The sequence below is a fragment of the Aminobacter sp. J44 genome, from assembly GCF_007829415.1.
Taxonomy (GTDB): Bacteria; Pseudomonadota; Alphaproteobacteria; order Rhizobiales; family Rhizobiaceae; genus Aerobium.
Window position 1 is genome coordinate 12,489 of the sequence record NZ_VLJG01000007.1, and the last position, 17,927, is coordinate 30,415.

The window sequence follows — 17,927 nt, forward strand, 5'->3', positions numbered from 1 at the left end:
GACCCATCTCCCCTGATCCTTTTCCGGACTGTCCGGACACCGGTTCCCGAGATGGGGCGCCGGTGTTCTGGTGCGGATCCGGCTTACTCCGCTGCTTCCTTGATCGGATTGACCGATACGTAGGTGCGACCGTTGGCTTTGCGCGCAAACGAAACAGCGCCCTCGGCAGTCGCGAAAATCGTATGGTCCTTGCCAATGCCGACGTTCACGCCCGGGTGCCACTTGGTGCCGCGCTGACGAATGATGATGTTGCCCGGAATGACGACCTCGCCACCGAACTTCTTCACGCCAAGGCGCTTCGATTCTGAATCGCGACCGTTACGCGAGGAACCGCCAGCTTTCTTATGTGCCATGGGATTACTCCTTCAGTTCCCGAATTACTCTGCGTCTGCTGCAGCTGCAGCTTCGGTCTTCTTCGAAGCCTTCTTCGCGGCGGCCTTCTTCGGCTGTGCACCAGCGGTCAGGATCTCGGTGACCCGGACGGTGGTGAGCTCCTGGCGATGGCCGCGCTTGCGGCGCGAGTTCTGGCGGCGACGCTTCTTGAATGCGATGACCTTCGGGCCACGGCCCTGCTCGACGACCTCAACGGCAACCGAAGCACCCTCAACGAAGGGTGCGCCGATGGTGACGTTGTCGCCTTCGCCGTAAGCGAGAACTGCGCCGAGAGTGACGATCTCGCCAACTTCGCCTGCGACCTTCTCGATCTTCAGGACGTCGTCAGCGGCGACGCGGTACTGCTTACCGCCGGTCTTGATGACTGCGAACATTTTTTGCCTTTCGCTGTTCGTCCGGCCTTGATCACGAGTGACCTTGCCGTCTTTTTGTCAGTCGGTTTCGGGTGAACGTTTTCGCGCCAGATAAACGCAACAAACGACCGGCGCGGAAATCTCCTCGCCGGATTTGCCGTCCCGATACAGGAGTTGGCAAATCGAGTCAAGGAAACATCGGCGTTGCTGCATTTGCCCTTTCGGCATCGAGAGGCTAAGGGCCGAACAACGGGGCCGTTTGCAGCGCCCCGCGACTATGAAAGGACAGCGAAATGGCCGACGACGAGGAATATGTCTACGACGAAGCGACCGGCGAGTGGCTCCCGGCTTCCGAGATCGCGGCGCGCATCGCTGGCAGCGCCGCAGAGGTCCGTGATGCCCTCGGCAACGTTTTGGCCAATGGCGACGCGGTTGTCCTGATCAAGGACCTCAAGGTCAAGGGTGCTGGCCAGACGCTGAAGCAGGGCACGCTCATCAAGTCGATCCGCCTGACCGACAATCCGGAAGAGATCGACTGCAAGCACGACGCGATCAAGGGCCTCGTCCTGCGCACCGAATTCGTGCGCAAGCGCTAAACCTAGACCGCGGCGGAATGGCGGGCGGCGCCGGTCGAGAAGTAACGGTCGAACCGCGCCGCAGCCAGCCGCACCAGAGGCCGCTGCATCTGCGGCACCATATAGAAGTCACCGTCGCGCACGAGCAGGGGATCGTCTTCCTGCGCCACCAGCGCGGCCTCAGCGAGCACCGCACGCGCGGCGGAGCCGAACTTCTCAAGCGCCTCGGTTGCCGAGAAGCGGAAGTCGCACATCAGCCGCTCGATCACCCAGCCGCGCATGACGTCGTCGTCGGTGAAGGCGACGCCGCGAGCGACCGCCAGTGTGCCGGCATCGACGCGGCGCTGGTATTCGGCTGTCGCCGGCACATTCTGGGCATAGCCCTGGCGGAAGCGGCTGATCGAGGACGGCCCAAGGCCGATCAGCGTCTCGCAATCATCGTCGGTGTAGCCTTGGAAGTTGCGGCGAAGCGTGCCGTTGCGCGCGGTGACCGCCAGCGAATCCTGCGGCAGGGCGAAATGGTCGAGGCCGATGACGTCGTAGCCTTCCTCGGCGATGATGCTCGCGGCCGCAAGCGACTGGGCAAGCCGCTGCTCCGAGTTGGGCAGTGCAGCTTCGTCGATCATCTTCTGGTGCTTCTTGAACCACGGCACATGCGCATAGCCAAACAGGGCGATGCGGTCCGTGCGCAGCGACAGCACCTTGCGGATCGTCGCCTCGACGCTTTCGAGCGTCTGGTGCGGCAGGCCGTAGAGGACGTCGAGATTGACGGATGGCACGCCGCGGGCGCGCAGGCCGTCGACCACCGCCTTGGTATCTTCAAAGCTCTGGTCGCGGTTGATCGCCTTCTGGACCCGCTCATCAAAGTCCTGGATGCCGAGGCTGGCGCGGGTAAGCCCGATCGAGGCGAGCGCGTCGAGCTTTTCCTCGGTGATGTCGTTCGGGTCGATCTCGACGCTGATTGCGGCATCCGCGCTGAAGCGGAACTCGCCGCGCAGCGTGTTCATGATCGCGGTGAGGTCTTCGGGTGACAGCAGCGTCGGCGAACCGCCGCCGAAATGAAGAGCGGCAACCTCGCCACGGCCCCCGACGAGCTTCCCGGCGATGGCGATCTCGGCGATGAGGCTCTTCACAAAGCTGGCGACCGGATCGTAGCGGTTCGTCTGCTTGGTGTGGCAGGCGCAGAACCAGCACAACCGGTCGCAATAGGGAACGTGGATATATAAGGAGAGGCGATCGCCCTCGGGGATCGCTGAGATCCAGCTGGAGACGGTGCCGGCATCGATTCCCGCGTGGAAGTGCGGCGCGGTCGGGTAGCTGGTGTACCTGGGCGCGGTATCTGGACGCATCGGCTTGCCTTTCATGTCCGTTCCATCCCACATTCACGTCAGGAAAGGCTCCCCGCGTTGACCTGGATCAAGGAAATGCCGGGGCAGACAAACTGACGCGGAGCTAGAACAAGGTAAGAGTGCTATAGGCCCGCGTGGGAGGGATGGCACTTGAAGAGCGACAATGGAATTGCGCAAGGACATCCATTCGGACGGCATCCCGCTCCTTTGCGAGTCATGCCAGGCCCGTCATCGCGGCGTGTGCGGTGCGCTTGAACCCGAGCAGCTGATCGCGCTCGCCAAGGCGTCCCACAAACACGTCGTCAAGGAAGGTGAAGAGCTGATCGGTGACGCCGAGCGTATCGACGTCTACTCGAACGTGCTCTCCGGCGTGGTGAAGCTGACGAAGACGCTTTCGGACGGCCGCCAGCAGATCGTCGGCCTCCAGTTCGCGCCCGATTTTCTTGGCCGCCCGTTCCGCAAGGAAAGCTCCATCAACGCGGAGGCGGCGACGGACGTCTCGCTGTGCTCCTTCCCGAAGGCGACGATGGATCGCATGATGCAGGAGCAGCCGGGTCTCGAGCACCGACTCCTGCAGCAGGCGCTGATCGAACTGGACGACGCGCGCGACTGGATGGTCACGCTCGGCCGCAAGACCGCCGCCGAAAAGGTGGCCAGCTTCCTGATGCTGATTGCCCGCAACATCGACCCGTCGCGCGACCCCGAGCGCCGCGCGGTAACCTTCGACCTGCCGCTCACCCGCGCCGATATCGCCGACTTCCTTGGTCTGACCATCGAGACGGTGAGCCGTCAGCTGACCCGCCTGCGCACCGACAACGTCATCCGCATCGAGAACAACCGCCACGTCTTCGTCGACGACATCAGGCGCCTCGAGGCCCGCGCCGGCAACTGACGTTCACCCGCCGGTTTAGTTGTGCTGCGGCCCGTTGCCGCGCTCGCCCAGGAGGATCGGAAAGATGTGCTCCCGCTCGAAGGCGATGTGGCGGCGCATCGACTCGAAGAAGGCGCGCAGCATGAAGCCCAGCGCCTCCGGATTGCTGATCGGCGCGCCACGCCCGATCGAGAGCAAGGTCTCCGTCAGGTCCTGAGCCGAGCACTCGTCCTCAATGTGCTCTTGCTTCAGCCTCTCCACCGTCTTCAGCCGCTGTTCGCGATGCGCCACGTCGTCGACAAAGGCCGGAAAGACGCAATCTTCCTCGAACCGGTGGCTTTCGCGCAGCAGCGGCACCAGCATCGACGCCACGATCAGGCACTGGCGGCGGTCGACGTGAGGCAGGCTGTCAGCGATGTCCTCGAGCTGGCGACACAGATCGAGCTTCAGGTCGTGCGAGCGGCCGACGTGATGGCAGGGCACCTCGCGGCCCGGCATGCACATGTGCGCCACCGGGCACCGGTGCGGCACCTCGCACATGTCGGGCGACATGCCCGTCCCTGCATTGTTCACGTTCTGCAACCTACCCTCCGGAATTTTTCTCTTATGCCGCTAAGGCTGTCGGAAGGATGAACACTCGGCCTTGACATGGATCAAGGCGAAACGCGCGGCAACGTTCAAATGGATGTCTCATGGATGGTCGTGCCCGTGACGGCGCGGCCCTTGCCTTGCAACGTCGCCGATGGGGACATGAAATGAGATACGGTGCAGAGATTGTGGGTGTGGGCATATTTGCCTTCATCGCACTGATTGGAGCCGCACTCGGCGTGGACGAACCGTTCCGCCAGCATATGTGGGTGCTGTTCTTTACGCTGGTCGCCTTTGGCGCGCTCCTGATGCGAAACACCAGTTTCGCTCCGAAGCAGCCGGTCGACCAGTCGGTCTACATGGACGGGCCGATCCGCTACGGTGCGATCGCCACTGTGTTCTGGGCCGTCGTTGGCCTGGGCGCGGGCGTCTTCGTGGCGCTGCAGCTGGCTTTCCCGGACCTCAATCTCGAGCCGTGGTTCAATTTCGGCCGCATGCGTCCGCTGCACACCTCGGGCGTGATCTTCGCATTCGGCGGCAACGCGCTCATCGCGACCTCGCTCTATGTCGTCCAGCGCACGTCCCGCGCACGCCTGTTCGGCGGCAATCTCGCCTGGTTCGTGTTCTGGGGCTACCAGCTCTTCATCATCATGGCGGCGACCGGCTATCTGCTGGGCATCACCCAGAGCCGCGAATATGCCGAGCCGGAGTGGTACGTCGACCTCTGGCTGACGATCGTCTGGGTTGCCTATCTCATCGTGTTCCTCGGCACGATCTTCAAGCGCAAGGAACCCCATATCTACGTCGCGAACTGGTTCTACCTGTCGTTCATCATCACGATTGCGATGCTGCACATCGTGAACAACCTTGCATGGCCGGTCTCCTTCATGGGTTCGCGCTCGTACTCGCTGTTCTCCGGCGTGCAGGACGCGCTGACGCAGTGGTGGTACGGCCACAACGCGGTGGGCTTCTTCCTGACCGCAGGCTTCCTCGGCATGATGTACTACTTCGTGCCGAAGCAGGCGAACCGTCCGGTCTATTCCTACCGACTGTCGATCATCCACTTCTGGGCGCTGATCTTCCTCTACATCTGGGCCGGTCCGCACCACCTGCACTACACGGCGCTGCCTGACTGGGCGCAGACGCTCGGCATGGTGTTCTCGATCATGCTGTGGATGCCGTCCTGGGGTGGCATGATCAACGGCCTCATGACGCTGTCCGGCGCATGGGACAAGATCCGCACCGACCCGATCATCCGCATGATGGTTGCCGCTATTGCCTTCTACGGCATGGCGACCTTCGAAGGCCCGATGATGTCGATCAAGTCGGTCAACTCCTTGTCGCACTACACCGACTGGACCATCGGTCACGTCCACTCCGGCGCTCTCGGCTGGAACGGCCTGATCACCTTCGCGGCGATCTACTTCCTCGTTCCGCGCCTGTGGGGCCGCGCGCGCCTCTACTCGGAGCGCATGGTCATCTGGCACTTCTGGCTGGCGATGACCGGTATCGTTCTCTACGCCGCCACGATGTGGGTGTCGGGCATCATGCAGGGCCTGATGTGGCGCGAGTACGACGAGCAGGGCTTCCTGGTCTACTCGTTCGCCGAAACGGTCGCGGCCATGTTCCCGTACTACGTCGGTCGTGCCACGGGCGGTCTGCTGTACCTCACCGGTGCGCTGATCATGGCCTACAACATCACCCGGACGATCCTAGGTCACCAGCGTGAGGAGGCGCCGATCGGCGGCGCCGCCCGTCAACCCGCGCTGCAGCCGGCCGAATAGGAGCAAGACCCATGTCAATTCTTGAAAAGCACCGCGTCCTCGAGAAGAACGCGACCCTGCTCTTCGCTGGCTCGCTCTTCGTCGTGACCATCGGCGGCATCGTCGAGATCGCGCCGCTGTTCTACCTCGAGAACACCATCGAGAAGGTGGAGGGCATGCGGCCCTACACCCCGCTCGAGCTGGCCGGTCGCGACATCTACATCCGTGAGGGCTGCTACGTCTGCCACTCGCAGATGATCCGTCCGTTCCGCGACGAGGTCGAGCGCTACGGCCACTACAGCCTGGCTGCGGAGTCGATGTACGACCACCCGTTCCAGTGGGGTTCCAAGCGTACCGGTCCGGACCTGGCGCGCGTCGGCGGCCGCTACTCGAACGAGTGGCACGTCCAGCACCTGATCGACCCGCGCTCCGTGGTGCCGGAGTCGGTCATGCCGACCTACGCCTTCCTCAAGGACCGCAAGCTCGACGTCTCAGACTTCGCGACGCACCTCGTCGCGCAGCAGACCGTTGGCGTGCCGTACACCGAGGAGATGGTCCAGAACGCGCAGGGCGACATCGAGGCGCAGGCTGATCCAAATGCCGACACCGCCGATCTGCTGGCCCGCTACCCGAAGGCCAAGGTTGGCGACTTCGACGGCAATCCGAACGAGCTGACCGAGATGGATGCGCTGGTCGCCTATCTGCAGATGCTCGGTACGCTGGTTGACTTCTCGACCTACGACGAAACGGCCGGCTATCGCTAAGGGAGGGCAGGATCGATGGATACCTATACCGCCATGCGCCAATTCGCCGACAGCTGGGCGCTGTTGGGAATGACGCTGTTCTTCGTCGGCGCCGTGCTGTTCGTCTTCCGCCCCGGCAGCCGACAGCTGGCCCAGGATGCCGCACAAATCCCACTCAAGGATGACTGAGATGAGCGAAAGAGAGATCGACGAGATCAGCGGCGTCGAGACCACCGGCCACAGCTGGGACGGGATCAAGGAACTCGACAACCCGATGCCGCGCTGGTGGCTGTGGACCTTCTACGTCACCATCGTCTGGGCCATTTGCTACACGATCGCCTTCCCGGCCTGGCCGCTCGTGACCAAGGCCACCGGCGGCATGCTCGGCTGGGCTAGCCGCAGCGACGTAAAGCAGGAGATGCAGGCAGCGGAAGCCGCCAAGTCGGAGTATATCGCGAAGATTGCGGAGCTGCCGGTCGAGGAAATCCTTGCCGACGACTCGCTGCGCCAGTTCGCGACGGCTGCGGGCGCGGCTGCCTTCAAGGTGAACTGCGTCCAGTGCCATGGCTCCGGTGCAACCGGTTCGGTCGGCTACCCGAACCTGAACGACGACGACTGGCTCTGGGGCGGCACGCCTGAGGCCATCTACACGACCATCTCCCACGGCATCCGCTACGGCGATGACGAGGAGACCCGGTTCTCCGAGATGCCGGCCTTCGGCGAGATGTTCTCGCGCGACGAGATCGGTTCGCTCGCCAAGTACGTCGTCTCGCTCAGCCAGGGCGGCGAGGTCGAGGGCCCGGGCGCACAGATCTTCGCTGACAACTGCGCGGCCTGCCATGGCGATAAGGGCCAGGGCGATCAGTCGGTCGGTGCGCCGAACCTGTCCGATCCGATCTGGCTCTATGGCAAGACCGAGCAGGAGATCATCTCCCAGATCCGCGCACCGAAGCACGGTGTGATGCCGGCCTGGCAGGCACGTCTCGGCGACGTGACGGTCAAGGAGCTTACGGTGTTCGTCCACTCGCTGGGCGGCGGCGAATAAGCAGCCGGATGAACGACAAGGGCCCGGAGCGATCCGGGCCCTTCTTCTTTGAGGCGCACCGCCACGAACCTCCCAGTGTGCCTCACCTTGCACCGCGCCACCATGTCGCGGCCGATCGGGCGTTCCGTCGCGGCGACCTGCCGTGCGCCTTGACGTAGATCAAGGCCCGGGATCTTCCCGTCGGGCAATGGGGCCGGGGTGGGAGGATCCTGCCGTCAGGAGTTTGCAATGTCCGGCATGGTTGAGGTTGAGCGTCACGAAGCTCAACCGGTCAATTCAGCTAAGGTTCGCCAGCCGCTCTACGAGGCGCGCAAGAAGATCTTCCCCAAGCGAGCGAACGGCAACTTCCGCCAGTTCAAGTGGCTGGTGATGGTCGTTACGCTCGGCATCTACTATCTCACGCCGTGGCTGCGCTGGGATCGCGGACCCTATGCGCCGGATCAGGCGGTGCTCGTCGACCTCGCCAACCGCCGCTTCTACTTCTTCTTCATCGAGATCTGGCCGCAGGAGTTCTTCCTCGTCGCGGGCCTGCTTGTGATGGCGGGCCTCGGCCTTTTCTTCATCACATCGGTCGTCGGCCGCGCCTGGTGCGGCTACACCTGCCCGCAAACCGTGTGGGTGGACCTCTTCCTCGTCGTCGAGCGCTTCATCGAGGGCGACCGCAACCAGCGCATGAAGCTTGATGCCGCGCCGTGGACGGCGCGCAAGGTCATGCTGCGCACGATCAAGCACACGATCTGGCTGCTGATCGCGGTTGCCACCGGCGGTGCGTGGATCCTCTATTTCGCCGACGCGCCGACGCTACTCGTGGACTTCTTCAAGGGCCATGCCGCTCCGGTCGCCTACATCACCGTCGCCGTCCTGACCGGCACGACCTACGTGTTCGGCGGCCTGATGCGTGAACAGGTTTGCACCTACATGTGCCCGTGGCCGCGCATCCAGGCGGCGATGCTCGACGAAAACTCACTTACCGTCACCTACAATGAGTGGCGTGGCGAACCGCGTACGCGTGGTGCCAAGCGCGCCGCTGCCGAGGGCATTGCGGCTGGCGACTGCGTCGACTGCAATGCATGCGTCGTCGTCTGCCCTATGGGCATCGACATCCGCGACGGCCAGCAGCTCGAATGCATCACCTGCGCGCTCTGCATCGACGCCTGCAATGGCGTCATGGACAAGCTTGGCCGCGAACGTGGCCTGATCTCATACGCAACGCTCGCCGACTACCAGCACAACATGGACATCGCCACCGGCAACGGCGCGCATGCGATCAACCCGACGCTGGTGCGCGACGAGAAGGGAAAGCTGAGCGATAAGCTGCGCCACTTCCACGTCCGCAAGCTGTTCCGCCCGCGCAGCCTGGCTTATTTCGCCGCCTGGTTGCTGGTTGGCGTGCTCCTCCTCTATGGCCTGGTCACGCGTGACCGCCTGGAGGTCAACGTGCTGCACGACCGCAACCCGCAGTTCGTGGTGCTGTCGGACGGCTCGATCCGCAACGGCTACACGGTCAAGCTGCTGAACAAGATTCCGGAGGTCCGCACGGTTACTCTGGCGATCGACGGCCTCGAGAACGGTGCAATGAGCATCGTCGGTGTCGACGAACCCGAGGCGCAGACCTTCACCGTCGAACTCGAACCGGATAGGCTGAAGACGCTGAAGATCTACGTCCGCCAGCCCTTTGAGAACGTTGCCGGCAAGAAGCAGAGCTTCTCCTTCCTCGTCGAGGATAAGGAGAACGCCGAAGCCGACCAGTATGTCGCCAATTTCGAGGCCCCGGAGTGAGCATCATGCAGAACCAACGCGTTTCCGCCGGACAGTTCACCGGGCGCCACATGATCGCCGTGATGGTCGGTGCCTTCAGCATCATCATCGCCGTCAACCTCGTGATGGCGACGATGGCGAGCCAGAGCTGGACCGGGCTGATCGTGAAGAACAGCTACGTCGCTGGGCAGGAATTCACCAAGAAGACCCAAGAAGCGCGCGCGCAGGATGCGCTCGGCTGGAATCCGTCGCTGACGATCAAGGACCGCGTGCTGACCTACGCGCTGACCGACAAGGAGGGCCGCGCTGTCACGCTGCGAGGCGGCACCGCCACCTTCTGGCGCCCGACCAGCGACCGCGAAGACGTCACCGTCGAACTGAAGCTGGATGGCACCGGCCTGTCCGCTCCGCTCGATGTGCATGATGGCGTGTGGATCATCTCGCTGGTGATCGACGCCGATCTTGACCACGCCTACCGCGACACGCGGCGTGTCCAGATATACGGAGGTACGCTGAGATGAGCTGCTGCGCACCCGGGCTTGACGGCGCGGCGGATGGCGCGATCGCGCTGCCTTCCGACGACGAGGTCCTGTTCAGTGCGCGCGATCTCGGCGACGGCGTTCGCCAGGTAGAGTTTTCCGTACCGCAGGTGCATTGCGCAGCCTGCATCGCAACGGTCGAGAATGGCCTGAAGGCGCTGCCCGCCGTCGAAGCCGCGCGCGTCAACCTTTCCACCAAGCGCGTCACCGTGCGCTGGAAGGGCGAGGATCTGCCGCCGCTCGTCTCGACGCTTGCCCGGCTCGGCTACGCGCCGAACCTGTCTGACGACGCGGCCGCCGGCCGCGACGGAACGCTTTCCGAACTCCTGCGCGCCGTTGCCGTTTCCGGCTTTGCCGCCGGCAACATCATGCTCCTTTCGGTTTCCGTCTGGTCGGGCGCCGAGGGCGCGACCCGCGACCTGTTCCACTGGGTGTCTGCGCTGATCGCGCTGCCGGCGATGCTCTATGCCGGCCGCATCTACTATCGATCCGCCTGGTCTGTGCTGAAGCATGGCCGTATGAATATGGACGTGCCGATCGCGATCGGTATCACCATGGCTTATGCGCTGTCGCTCTACGAGACGATCTACAGCGGCCCGCACGCCTATTTCGACGCGTCTGTGACGCTGTTGTTCTTCCTGCTGATCGGCCGCTCGCTTGACCATGTGATGCGCGAACGCGCACGCACGGCGGTGGTTGGTCTTGCGCGCCTGCAGCCGCGTGGCGCGCTGGTGGTCCTGCCGGATGGGGGGCGCGAATACCGTCCGGTCTCGGAGATCGAGCCCGGCATGACGGTGCTGGTCACAGCCGGCGAACGCATACCGCTCGATGCGGTGGTCACGGAAGGCCGCTCGGACCTCGACTGCTCACTGGTCAACGGCGAAAGCGCGCCGCAGACGGTGGCGGAGGGGGCGACGGTGCGCGCTGGCACGCTCAACCTCACCGGACCGCTGACGCTGCGCGCAATTGCGCCGGCATCCCAGTCATTCCTTGCCGAGATGCTGCGGATGATGGAGGCCGCCGAGGGCGGCCGTGCCCGCTACCGCCGCATCGCCGATCGTGTTTCGGCGATGTACGCGCCGGTGGTGCATCTCACCGCGCTCGTCACCTTCTTCGGCTGGCTGATCGCCACCGGCGACTGGCACCTTGCCGTTACCATCGCCATTGCCGTCCTGATCATCACCTGCCCGTGCGCGCTGGGTCTTGCCGTGCCGATCGTGCAGGTGGTTGCCGCGCGCCGGCTGTTCGAGAACGGCGTGATGGTTCGCGATGGTGCCGCGATGGAGCGTCTAGCCGAAGCCGACATGGTGGTGTTCGACAAGACGGGCACGCTGACGCTCGGTCAGCCGCGCCTCGTCAACACGCACGAGATCGATCCGGACGCGCTTGAAGCTGCGGCCGAACTTGGTGCACATTCGCGCCACCCGCAGTCGCAGGCGATCGCCGCTTTCAAGGGTGCGGGCGGCAAGCCGATCAAGTTCACATCCATTACCGAATACCCCGGCCAGGGAGTCGAGGGCCATACAGCGGGGGCAGTATGGCGCCTCGGTCGCGGGGGTTGGGCCGGGGAAGGCGAGGGGACGCTTATCGGGCGGGATGGCGTCTCCCTCGCTACCTTTTCCTTTGAGGACAAGCCGCGCGCCGACGCGCGCGAGGCAGTCTCGATCCTCAAGCGCGAGGTCGGGCCGGTGGTCATGTTGTCCGGCGACAACGAGGCCGCATGCCGCACCGTCGCCAGGGAACTCGACATCGACGTCTACGCTTCGGGGCTGATGCCGGCCGACAAGGTCGCTCGCATCGAGGAAGCGACGAGCCAGGGCCGCAAGGTGCTGATGGTCGGCGACGGCCTCAACGACGCGCCGGCCTTGGGGGCTGCCTACGTCTCGATGGCGCCGGCGACGGCTGCGGATGTTGGCCGCAACGCCGCTGATTTCGTCTTCCTGCACGAGAGCCTGAAGGCTGTGCCGGTCGCGGTCGAGGTTGCCCGCCGCGCGGGACGGCTGATCCGTCAGAACGTCGCCATCGCGATCGTCTACAATATCTTTGCGGTGCCGATCGCGATTTTGGGCTATGTTACGCCGCTGATCGCGGCGGTAGCCATGTCGACATCCTCGATCCTGGTCATCGCAAATGCTCTCCGGCTAGGAAAGGCTGGCAGATGAGCATGCTCATCTATCTCATCCCGGTAGCGCTGCTGCTCGGCGGCGGCGCGCTCGTGGCGTTCCTGTGGGCGGTGCGGACCGGGCAATACGAGGACCTCGACGGCGCAGCGGCACGTATCCTGCTCGATGATGAGGACGACAAGCCACTTTTAAAGTGAACGCGTGGGCGAAAACGGCGTCGCGCTTTCGCCCGCATTAAATCTTGATCAAAATTATCAAGAATGATAGTCCGGCCGTGAAGGGTTTACAGGACCGGGTCATGGCTATCGAGACATTGTATTCGCGGGTACGACTGGTTGCGCTGGCGCTTGCCGTGTCGGGTGTTCCGGCAATTGCGCAGGAAACGTCCCAGAGTGGCGGCGACAAGTCGTTGACCGTCGAGCTCAATGCCCTGCAGCCCAGCCAGCGCGGCTGCCGCTTCACCTTCGTGGCGACCAACAGGCTCGGCGCCGAACTCAAGAGCGTCGGCTTCGAGCTGGTGCTCTTCAACAAGGCTGGAATGGTGAGCCGCATCATCATCGTCGACTTCAAGGACCTGCCGGAAGGCAAGACCAAGGTCCGGCAGTTTGACTTTTCCGGTATCCAGTGCGCCGATCTCGGCCGTGTCCTCGTCAACGATGCGACGGACTGTGCCGGTGACGGCGTAGAACCGAAGGCGTGCATCCGGTATCTTAAGACAGACACCCGAGCCGAAACCGAATTCGGGGTATAAACGTGCAGATCATCAAGAATCTCGTCGCCGCCTCGCTGGCGGCTGGCCTCGCGCTGGCTCCGGTGGCCGGCATTGCCCAGGAGGCGCAGCCTCAGCAGGCTGAGCAGGCGCCGGTGACTGTTCCGGACGCTGAAGCCGCTCCGGTCGCGCCCGCGCCGGTGGCGGAAGCTCCGTCTGCGCAGCCCCTGGCGGCCCCGGCCCCAGCAGCAACCGCTCAGGCTGACGAGGCGGACGTGACGGTCTTCGATCAGGTCGTCGAGCGCGACGCCACGCTGCCGCACAATCTTTCGCCGTGGGGCATGTTCATGGCGGCCGACTGGGTGGTCAAGGCCGTGATGATCGGCCTTGCCTTCGCTTCGTTGGTCACCTGGACGGTGTGGCTCGCCAAGTCGCTCGAGCTCGCCGCCGCACGCCGCCGTCTGGGCGCGCATCTCGACCGCATCATCGGCTCGAAGACGCTGGATGAGGCCGCCGGGGCGCTTGAGAACCGCTCGGGTCCCGCTCCGCTTCTGGTGCGTGCCGCGCGCCATGAAATGCAGATGTCGTCCGACATGCTGCCCTACGGCGGCAGCGCTGGCCTCAAGGAGCGTGTCGCGTCGCACCTGTCGCGCATCGAGGCGCAGGCCTCGCGCCGCATGACCCGCGGCACCGGCGTGCTCGCGACCATTGGTTCGACTGCCCCGTTCGTCGGCCTGTTCGGCACGGTCTGGGGCATCATGAACTCGTTCATCGGCATTTCGGAATCGCAAACGACCAACCTCGCAATCGTCGCCCCCGGCATTGCCGAGGCGCTGCTGGCAACGGCGATCGGCCTTGTCGCAGCTATCCCGGCCGTCGTCATCTACAACGTGTTCGCGCGCTCCATCGCCGGCTACAAGCTGCTGCTGGGCGATGCGTCGGCCGCCGTCGAGCGCCTGGTGAGCCGTGACATTGATCGCCGCGCGCTGCCGCAGGCGGTTCGCGCAGTGCGCGCCGCGGAGTAGAACCCATGGCAGGCGGCATCCGCAAAGGCGCTGACGACGACGAGCTGTCGGAAAACCACGAGATCAACGTCACGCCGTTCATCGACGTGATGCTGGTGCTGCTGATCATCTTCATGGTCGCGGCACCGCTGGCGACGGTCGACATCAGTGTTGACCTGCCCAATTCCACGGCGACGCCGCAGCCGCGGCCCGACAAGCCGCTCTACGTGACTGTGCAGGAAGACCTCACCGTTTCGGTCGGCGAGAACCAAGTCGCGCATATTGACCTGCGCAGCGAGCTCGATCGCGCGACCAACGGCGACAAGGACGCCCGCGTCTTCCTGCGCGCAGACAAGTCCGTCGCCTATGGCGACCTCATGAACATCATGAACCTGCTGCGCATGGGCGGCTACACCAAGATCGCGCTGGTCGGTCTGGAAACCGTCGGCGCGAATGCGGAAGGCGCGGCCCAGGGGACGGAATGAGCGGCTATTCGGACATAGCCTGGTCGCGCAATCTGAGCCGCACCTCTGCGGGCCAGATCGCCCTGTGGTCGGTCGCGGCGCTTGCGATGGTCACGGTCCACGCCGGTGCTGCCTGGTTCGCGATGCAGGAACGTCCCGTGGTGATGGAAGACGACGCCGCTCCGGCGATCATGGTCGACCTCGCCTCGCTGACGATGGCTCCTGCCGCAGAGACCGAACAGGTGGCGGCCGATGCCGTCGACGCGGTTGAGGCGGAGAAGGTCGAAGCCGTCGAGCCTGCCGAGCAGGTCGAAGAGGTCGAGCCGGTTGAAGCCGAACCGGTAGAGGAGACAGCAGAAACCGTCGAGCCAGAGGTCGTCGAGGCTGAGCCCGTCGAGACGGCGATGGCCAACATGCCGGTCGATCCGCTGCTTGCAGATGAGGTCGAGCCGGTGGAGGAGCCTGAAGTCGCAGCCGTCGCCTCGGAGGTTGTCGAGCCGGAAGAGGTCGAGGAAGTGCTTCCCGAGGTCGCGATGATCCCGGAACCGCGTCCCGAGCCGAAGATCGAGCGCCCGAAGGTTGAAAAGCCGAAGCGCGAGAAACCGGTCGAAGAGCGCAAGAAGCCGCGCCGTCAGGAAGCCTCGCAGCAGCAGGTGAGGGCGCAGGTGAAGACGGCGCAGAACGCGCCGCGTGCCGCAGCCCCGCAGGCCGCCGCCGGTTCCGGCTCGTCAATGAGCCCGGCGCGCTGGCAGTCAAAGGTCATGGCGCATCTCGAGCGCCGCAAGCGCTATCCCGCCTCAGCCAAGCGCGCGCGCCAGCAGGGCATCGTCCAGGTGCGCTTCACCATCGACGGTGACGGCAATGTTGGTTCCGTGTCGCTGAGCCGTTCGTCGGGCGTTTCGGAGCTCGACGAGGAGGTGCTGTCGCTCGTCCGCCGTGCCTCGCCAGTGCCGGCTCCGCCTCCCGGCGTGGGCCGCACCATCGTGGTGCCGATCAAGTTTAGCCTGCGCTGACAGCGAACATCAGACAGAAAACGAGCCGGTCCGGAACTTCCGGATCGGCTCAAGTTTATCAGCCAGTCGCTGACGATTTATGTGAGCTAGGAAAACGGCTTCTAGAAGAAGTCGACCTCGCCTGCGGCTTCCTCGTCCTTCATCTGGATCTCGAGACCTGCGGAGCCGATGGAACGGACGAGTTCGCTGAGCTTCAGCGTTTCGGTCGCGGCGCTGGTGTCGATGTACCAGTGCGGCTCACTCGCTTCGCCGAGCGCGCGCAGAAAATCGGCCACGCCGGCAATGCGCTGCGCACTCAGGTCCGCATCCTGCATGGCGCGGACATAGTCCTCGTCGGAGGAACCGACGTCCCAAGTGGCGCGCGCAATCGCCGCCTGGTTGCGGTCGATGCGCGCCGAGATCTCCTCAAGCTCGGCATGGATCCTCGCCAGAACGTCGATCAGGCGCTCCGGATTTCCGCTTTGCGCAAGTTGCTGGGTCAGGATCATGCGAGGCTCGATTCCGGGTCTTGCTGTCAGTGCAGCTTGCCGACGATGGCCTCGAGGGCCCGGCGCAGCTGGTCGGTGTTGAACGGCTTCGTCAGGTAGTTGTTGAGGCCAAGCTTGCGCCCTTCCTCAAGCACGGCGCGGTCCGGGCTGCCGGTCAGAATCATGAACGGCACGCGCGAGGTCGGCTTGTAGGTACGGATGGCGTGCAGCAGCTGCAGGCCGTTCATCTTCGGCATGTTCATGTCCGAGATGATCAGGTGCGAAGGCTGCGTCATCATCATCTTCATGGCCTGTTCGCCATCCGACGCTACCTGGATGTTGCGGAAACCAAGCGACTCCAGAGCTTCACGCACGAGCAGGCGGCTGGTGGTCGTGTCGTCTACGACGAGAATCCTGAGTTGTGCTAGCAGCGACATTGCGCGAATTCCTTTGTATGTATCGTCAGTTCAACAGGCCCGACCCGGACTGGTTGTGGGTCAGGACGCTGTCGAGCGCGATCAAGCTGATCATTCGTCCTTCCATCGCGATCACTCCCTTCATGAAGGAGCGCGCGAGCTCCGAGGCGACATTCGGAGTTGCCTGGATGGACGAAGATTCGACCGTGAGAATGTCGGACACCGCATCGACCAGAAGGCCGATGGTCTGGCGCCCAACCTGCGTAATGATGATGACGTGGCGCGGTGTTGGATCAGCTGGCGTAAAGCCGAGTCGCGCAGCCAGATCAACGACCGGAAGCACCGCGCCGCGCAGGTTGATCACACCCTTCACATAATGTTCGGAGTGTGGCAGCGGCGTCGTCGGCGTCCAGCCGCGGATGTCGCGGACCGACATGATGTCGACGCAGAACTCCTGCTGGCCAAGACGGAAGGCGATGAGCTCGTTGTTGGCACCGGCCACGCTCTGTTCGTGCAACTGGGTCATGCTGCGTTCCTCTTGCGGTTGGCGTCGATGCGAGCCATCTCGGTGCGCGAGCCGGCGACAATGGCATCTACGTCAAGGATGACTGCAACGCGGCCATCGCCAAGGATCGTGGCGGCCGCCACGCCGAAGACATGGCCGTAATTGGTTTCGAGGCTCTTGATGACCACCTGCTGCTGGCCGATGATCGCGTCGACCATCAGTGCGCACTGCGACTGGTTCTCGGTCTCGACCATGACCGCGACGCTCTGGACCGGATCGGCCTCGACCTCGCGATAACCAAGCACGGCACCGACGTCGATCAGCGGGATGAACGAGCCACGGATCGCGATGACGCGGGCCTTTTCGCCGAGGCCGTGGATGTCGCTTTCCTTCGGCTGCAGCGTCTCGACGATGGTCGAGAGCGGCACAACAAGGGTCTGGCCGGCGACCGTGACGACCATGCCGTCGAGTACGGCCAGCGTCAGCGGCAGCGACAGAGTGAAGGTCGTGCCCTGGCCGGGGCGCGACGAGATCGAGATGCGGCCGCCGAGCGCCTGGATGGAGCGGCGGACAACGTCCATGCCGACGCCGCGGCCCGACACGTCCGAGATCTTCTCCGCGGTCGAGAAGCCCGGCGCGAAGATCAGGTCATCGATCTCGGCGTCGGTGAGCTGAGCGTCGGGCGAGATGATGCCCTTCTTGACGGCGATATCGCGGACGCGCTGGCGGTTGATGCCCGCTCCGTCGTCGGCAACCTCGATCACCACGCGGCCCGAGCGATGTGCCGCGATCATGCGGACGACGCCCTGTTCAGGCTTGCCCTTGGCGATGCGGTCCTCGGGCTTCTCGATGCCGTGGTCGATCGCATTGCGGATCATGTGGGTGAGCGGGTCGGCAAGGCGCTCGATGACGGTCTTGTCGACTTCGCAGTTTTCACCCTCGGTGATCAGGCGCACCGACTTGCCGGTCATGTCGGCAACTTCGCGCACCACACGCGACATGCGCTGGAAGATCGGGCGAACCGGCTGCGCGCGAATTGCCATGACGGAGTCCTGGATCTCGCGGGTCAGGTGCTCAAGGTCGTCGAGGCCAACCGCAACGTCGGAGAGGCGGGCAATGCCTGCCTCCATGACGCGCTGCGCCAGCATCGACTGGTTGATCACCAGCTCGCCGACGAGATCGATCAGGCGATCGACGCGATCGAGATCAACGCGGATCGTGGCGCTCGGAGCAGGGGCCGATGCGGCAG

The 17,927-nt window shown here is 64.1% G+C and carries 21 protein-coding genes and 1 pseudogene; 14 read left to right on the forward strand and 8 right to left on the reverse strand.

What is annotated here, in order from left to right:
* Positions 1 to 83: 83 nt before the first annotated feature.
* Positions 84 to 353 (reverse strand): 50S ribosomal protein L27, encoded by a 270-nt coding sequence (gene rpmA / locus L610_RS03785; RefSeq protein WP_024848926.1) that lies wholly within the window; start codon positions 351 to 353, stop codon positions 84 to 86.
* Positions 354 to 389: 36 nt separating this feature from the next.
* Positions 390 to 767: pseudogene (gene rplU, locus L610_RS03790) on the reverse strand (50S ribosomal protein L21); the annotation flags it as partial.
* Between the two features lie 272 nt (positions 768 to 1,039).
* Here rplU and L610_RS03795 point away from each other — a divergent pair.
* Positions 1,040 to 1,342: an alkylphosphonate utilization protein gene (locus tag L610_RS03795; RefSeq protein ID WP_144702646.1), complete on the forward strand. Its 303-nt coding sequence runs from the start codon at positions 1,040 to 1,042 to the stop codon at positions 1,340 to 1,342.
* A gap of 2 nt (positions 1,343 to 1,344) precedes the next feature.
* Here L610_RS03795 and hemN read toward each other — a convergent pair whose 3' ends face one another.
* The gene (gene hemN, locus L610_RS03800; protein ID WP_371712947.1) at positions 1,345 to 2,670 is read right to left on the reverse strand and encodes an oxygen-independent coproporphyrinogen III oxidase; all 1,326 of its coding nucleotides are present in this window, start codon (positions 2,668 to 2,670) and stop codon (positions 1,345 to 1,347) included.
* A 163-nt stretch (positions 2,671 to 2,833) separates the two neighbouring features.
* Here hemN and L610_RS03805 point away from each other — a divergent pair, with 163 nt between their 5' ends.
* Positions 2,834 to 3,562, forward strand: a complete 729-nt coding sequence (locus tag L610_RS03805) for a Crp/Fnr family transcriptional regulator (RefSeq protein ID WP_024848930.1) — start codon at positions 2,834 to 2,836, stop codon at positions 3,560 to 3,562.
* Between the two features lie 15 nt (positions 3,563 to 3,577).
* Here L610_RS03805 and L610_RS03810 read toward each other — a convergent pair whose 3' ends face one another.
* Positions 3,578 to 4,114 (reverse strand): hemerythrin domain-containing protein, encoded by a 537-nt coding sequence (locus L610_RS03810; RefSeq protein WP_348602195.1) that lies wholly within the window; start codon positions 4,112 to 4,114, stop codon positions 3,578 to 3,580.
* A gap of 182 nt (positions 4,115 to 4,296) precedes the next feature.
* Between L610_RS03810 and ccoN the strand changes: the two genes are divergently transcribed.
* From ccoN to L610_RS03870, 12 genes are all read left to right on the forward strand, one after another.
* Complete coding sequence (gene ccoN / locus L610_RS03815) at positions 4,297 to 5,913, forward strand: cytochrome-c oxidase, cbb3-type subunit I (RefSeq protein ID WP_024848932.1); 1,617 nt, start codon at positions 4,297 to 4,299, stop codon at positions 5,911 to 5,913.
* A gap of 11 nt (positions 5,914 to 5,924) precedes the next feature.
* Positions 5,925 to 6,656: a cytochrome-c oxidase, cbb3-type subunit II gene (gene ccoO, locus L610_RS03820; RefSeq protein ID WP_024848933.1), complete on the forward strand. Its 732-nt coding sequence runs from the start codon at positions 5,925 to 5,927 to the stop codon at positions 6,654 to 6,656.
* A gap of 15 nt (positions 6,657 to 6,671) precedes the next feature.
* Positions 6,672 to 6,824, forward strand: a complete 153-nt coding sequence (locus L610_RS03825; RefSeq protein WP_024848934.1) for a CcoQ/FixQ family Cbb3-type cytochrome c oxidase assembly chaperone — start codon at positions 6,672 to 6,674, stop codon at positions 6,822 to 6,824.
* A gap of 1 nt (position 6,825) precedes the next feature.
* Positions 6,826 to 7,680: a cytochrome-c oxidase, cbb3-type subunit III gene (gene ccoP / locus L610_RS03830; RefSeq protein WP_024848935.1), complete on the forward strand. Its 855-nt coding sequence runs from the start codon at positions 6,826 to 6,828 to the stop codon at positions 7,678 to 7,680.
* A 228-nt stretch (positions 7,681 to 7,908) separates the two neighbouring features.
* A complete protein-coding gene (ccoG, locus tag L610_RS03835; protein ID WP_034330427.1) occupies positions 7,909 to 9,459 on the forward strand; it encodes a cytochrome c oxidase accessory protein CcoG in 1,551 nt (516 codons plus the stop codon).
* A gap of 5 nt (positions 9,460 to 9,464) precedes the next feature.
* The gene (locus tag L610_RS03840) at positions 9,465 to 9,959 is read left to right on the forward strand and encodes a FixH family protein (RefSeq protein WP_024848936.1); all 495 of its coding nucleotides are present in this window, start codon (positions 9,465 to 9,467) and stop codon (positions 9,957 to 9,959) included.
* A complete protein-coding gene (locus L610_RS03845) occupies positions 9,956 to 12,139 on the forward strand; it encodes a cation-translocating P-type ATPase (protein WP_024848937.1) in 2,184 nt (727 codons plus the stop codon). Before L610_RS03840 ends, L610_RS03845 begins: the two co-directional genes overlap by 4 nt.
* Positions 12,136 to 12,297, forward strand: a complete 162-nt coding sequence (gene ccoS, locus L610_RS03850; protein ID WP_084466044.1) for a cbb3-type cytochrome oxidase assembly protein CcoS — start codon at positions 12,136 to 12,138, stop codon at positions 12,295 to 12,297. The genes L610_RS03845 and ccoS overlap by 4 nt, the downstream gene beginning before the upstream one ends.
* 101 nt (positions 12,298 to 12,398) lie before the next feature.
* Entirely contained in the window at positions 12,399 to 12,851 is a 453-nt protein-coding gene (locus L610_RS03855; protein WP_024848938.1) for a hypothetical protein, read from the forward strand.
* Positions 12,848 to 13,834, forward strand: coding sequence for a tonB-system energizer ExbB (gene exbB, locus L610_RS03860; protein WP_144702652.1), 987 nt, complete (start codon positions 12,848 to 12,850; stop codon positions 13,832 to 13,834). Before L610_RS03855 ends, exbB begins: the two co-directional genes overlap by 4 nt.
* A gap of 5 nt (positions 13,835 to 13,839) precedes the next feature.
* Positions 13,840 to 14,298 (forward strand): TonB system transport protein ExbD, encoded by a 459-nt coding sequence (gene exbD / locus L610_RS03865; protein ID WP_034330429.1) that lies wholly within the window; start codon positions 13,840 to 13,842, stop codon positions 14,296 to 14,298.
* Positions 14,295 to 15,290 (forward strand): energy transducer TonB, encoded by a 996-nt coding sequence (locus L610_RS03870; protein ID WP_051473281.1) that lies wholly within the window; start codon positions 14,295 to 14,297, stop codon positions 15,288 to 15,290. The genes exbD and L610_RS03870 overlap by 4 nt, the downstream gene beginning before the upstream one ends.
* A gap of 101 nt (positions 15,291 to 15,391) precedes the next feature.
* Here L610_RS03870 and L610_RS03875 read toward each other — a convergent pair whose 3' ends face one another.
* The 4 genes from L610_RS03875 to L610_RS03890 all read right to left on the reverse strand — a co-directional run.
* Positions 15,392 to 15,778, reverse strand: a complete 387-nt coding sequence (locus L610_RS03875; RefSeq protein WP_024848941.1) for a hypothetical protein — start codon at positions 15,776 to 15,778, stop codon at positions 15,392 to 15,394.
* Positions 15,779 to 15,804: 26 nt separating this feature from the next.
* Entirely contained in the window at positions 15,805 to 16,194 is a 390-nt protein-coding gene (locus L610_RS03880) for a response regulator (protein ID WP_024848942.1), read from the reverse strand.
* Between the two features lie 25 nt (positions 16,195 to 16,219).
* Positions 16,220 to 16,699, reverse strand: coding sequence for a chemotaxis protein CheW (locus L610_RS03885; RefSeq protein WP_024848943.1), 480 nt, complete (start codon positions 16,697 to 16,699; stop codon positions 16,220 to 16,222).
* Positions 16,696 to 17,927: chemotaxis protein CheA (locus L610_RS03890; protein WP_144702722.1), on the reverse strand; the 1,232-nt coding region annotated here is incomplete at its 5' end. The genes L610_RS03885 and L610_RS03890, both read right to left, overlap by 4 nt.

Excerpts from the sequence above, each read along its gene's own strand:
- rpmA (WP_024848926.1), bottom strand. The coding sequence starts at position 353 with ATGGCACATAAGAAAGCTGGCGGTTCCTCGCGTAACGGTCGCGATTCA.
- L610_RS03795 (WP_144702646.1), top strand. The coding sequence starts at position 1,040 with ATGGCCGACGACGAGGAATATGTCTACGACGAAGCGACCGGCGAGTGG.
- hemN (WP_371712947.1), bottom strand. The coding sequence starts at position 2,670 with ATGCGTCCAGATACCGCGCCCAGGTACACCAGCTACCCGACCGCGCCG.
- L610_RS03805 (WP_024848930.1), top strand. The coding sequence starts at position 2,834 with ATGGAATTGCGCAAGGACATCCATTCGGACGGCATCCCGCTCCTTTGC.
- ccoN (WP_024848932.1), top strand. The coding sequence starts at position 4,297 with ATGAGATACGGTGCAGAGATTGTGGGTGTGGGCATATTTGCCTTCATC.
- ccoO (WP_024848933.1), top strand. The coding sequence starts at position 5,925 with ATGTCAATTCTTGAAAAGCACCGCGTCCTCGAGAAGAACGCGACCCTG.
- L610_RS03825 (WP_024848934.1), top strand. The coding sequence starts at position 6,672 with ATGGATACCTATACCGCCATGCGCCAATTCGCCGACAGCTGGGCGCTG.
- ccoP (WP_024848935.1), top strand. The coding sequence starts at position 6,826 with ATGAGCGAAAGAGAGATCGACGAGATCAGCGGCGTCGAGACCACCGGC.
- ccoG (WP_034330427.1), top strand. The coding sequence starts at position 7,909 with ATGTCCGGCATGGTTGAGGTTGAGCGTCACGAAGCTCAACCGGTCAAT.
- L610_RS03840 (WP_024848936.1), top strand. The coding sequence starts at position 9,465 with ATGCAGAACCAACGCGTTTCCGCCGGACAGTTCACCGGGCGCCACATG.
- L610_RS03845 (WP_024848937.1), top strand. The coding sequence starts at position 9,956 with ATGAGCTGCTGCGCACCCGGGCTTGACGGCGCGGCGGATGGCGCGATC.
- ccoS (WP_084466044.1), top strand. The coding sequence starts at position 12,136 with ATGAGCATGCTCATCTATCTCATCCCGGTAGCGCTGCTGCTCGGCGGC.
- L610_RS03855 (WP_024848938.1), top strand. The coding sequence starts at position 12,399 with ATGGCTATCGAGACATTGTATTCGCGGGTACGACTGGTTGCGCTGGCG.
- exbD (WP_034330429.1), top strand. The coding sequence starts at position 13,840 with ATGGCAGGCGGCATCCGCAAAGGCGCTGACGACGACGAGCTGTCGGAA.
- L610_RS03870 (WP_051473281.1), top strand. The coding sequence starts at position 14,295 with ATGAGCGGCTATTCGGACATAGCCTGGTCGCGCAATCTGAGCCGCACC.
- L610_RS03875 (WP_024848941.1), bottom strand. The coding sequence starts at position 15,778 with ATGATCCTGACCCAGCAACTTGCGCAAAGCGGAAATCCGGAGCGCCTG.
- L610_RS03880 (WP_024848942.1), bottom strand. The coding sequence starts at position 16,194 with ATGTCGCTGCTAGCACAACTCAGGATTCTCGTCGTAGACGACACGACC.
- L610_RS03885 (WP_024848943.1), bottom strand. The coding sequence starts at position 16,699 with ATGACCCAGTTGCACGAACAGAGCGTGGCCGGTGCCAACAACGAGCTC.